This window comes from Megasphaera sp. AF13-6AC, assembly GCF_027685385.1.
GTDB lineage: Bacteria > Bacillota > Negativicutes > Veillonellales > Megasphaeraceae > Megasphaera > Megasphaera micronuciformis.
Map to the genome: position 1 here is coordinate 1 of NZ_JAQCUN010000313.1, position 345 is coordinate 345.

Here is a 345-nt window from a genome sequence, read left to right on the forward strand (position 1 = left end):
TTCCTGCGGACATTTTCCGAGAGATAAGGGACGACAATTTCCCCCTTTCCTCACGGAAAGGGGATTTTTACAGGTAAGCACCCATTTATGAAGGAGGATATGTTATGTATTCATTAAAAAAACTTTCCGTTCTTGCCGCAGCAACCTTAGTAGCGGCGGCAGCCTTCGTGTCCGGTTGCGGCAGTAATGCACCTGCAGGCGGCACGGAGACAACTAAAAATACGGTGGTTACCGTAGCGGCTACCCCCGTTCCTCACAGTGAGATTCTCAACGAAATCAAGCCCTTATTAGCCAAAGAAGGTATTGATTTAAAAATCATCGAATTTACGGACTATGTAAAGCCGA

At 46.4% G+C, this 345-nt stretch carries 1 protein-coding gene; it reads left to right on the forward strand.

Annotation, left to right across the window (positions count from 1 at the left end):
- Nucleotides 1-104 precede the first annotated feature (104 nt).
- The coding region (locus PGX78_RS09085) for a MetQ/NlpA family ABC transporter substrate-binding protein (protein WP_270446641.1) at nucleotides 105-345 on the forward strand (241 nt) is incomplete at its 3' end.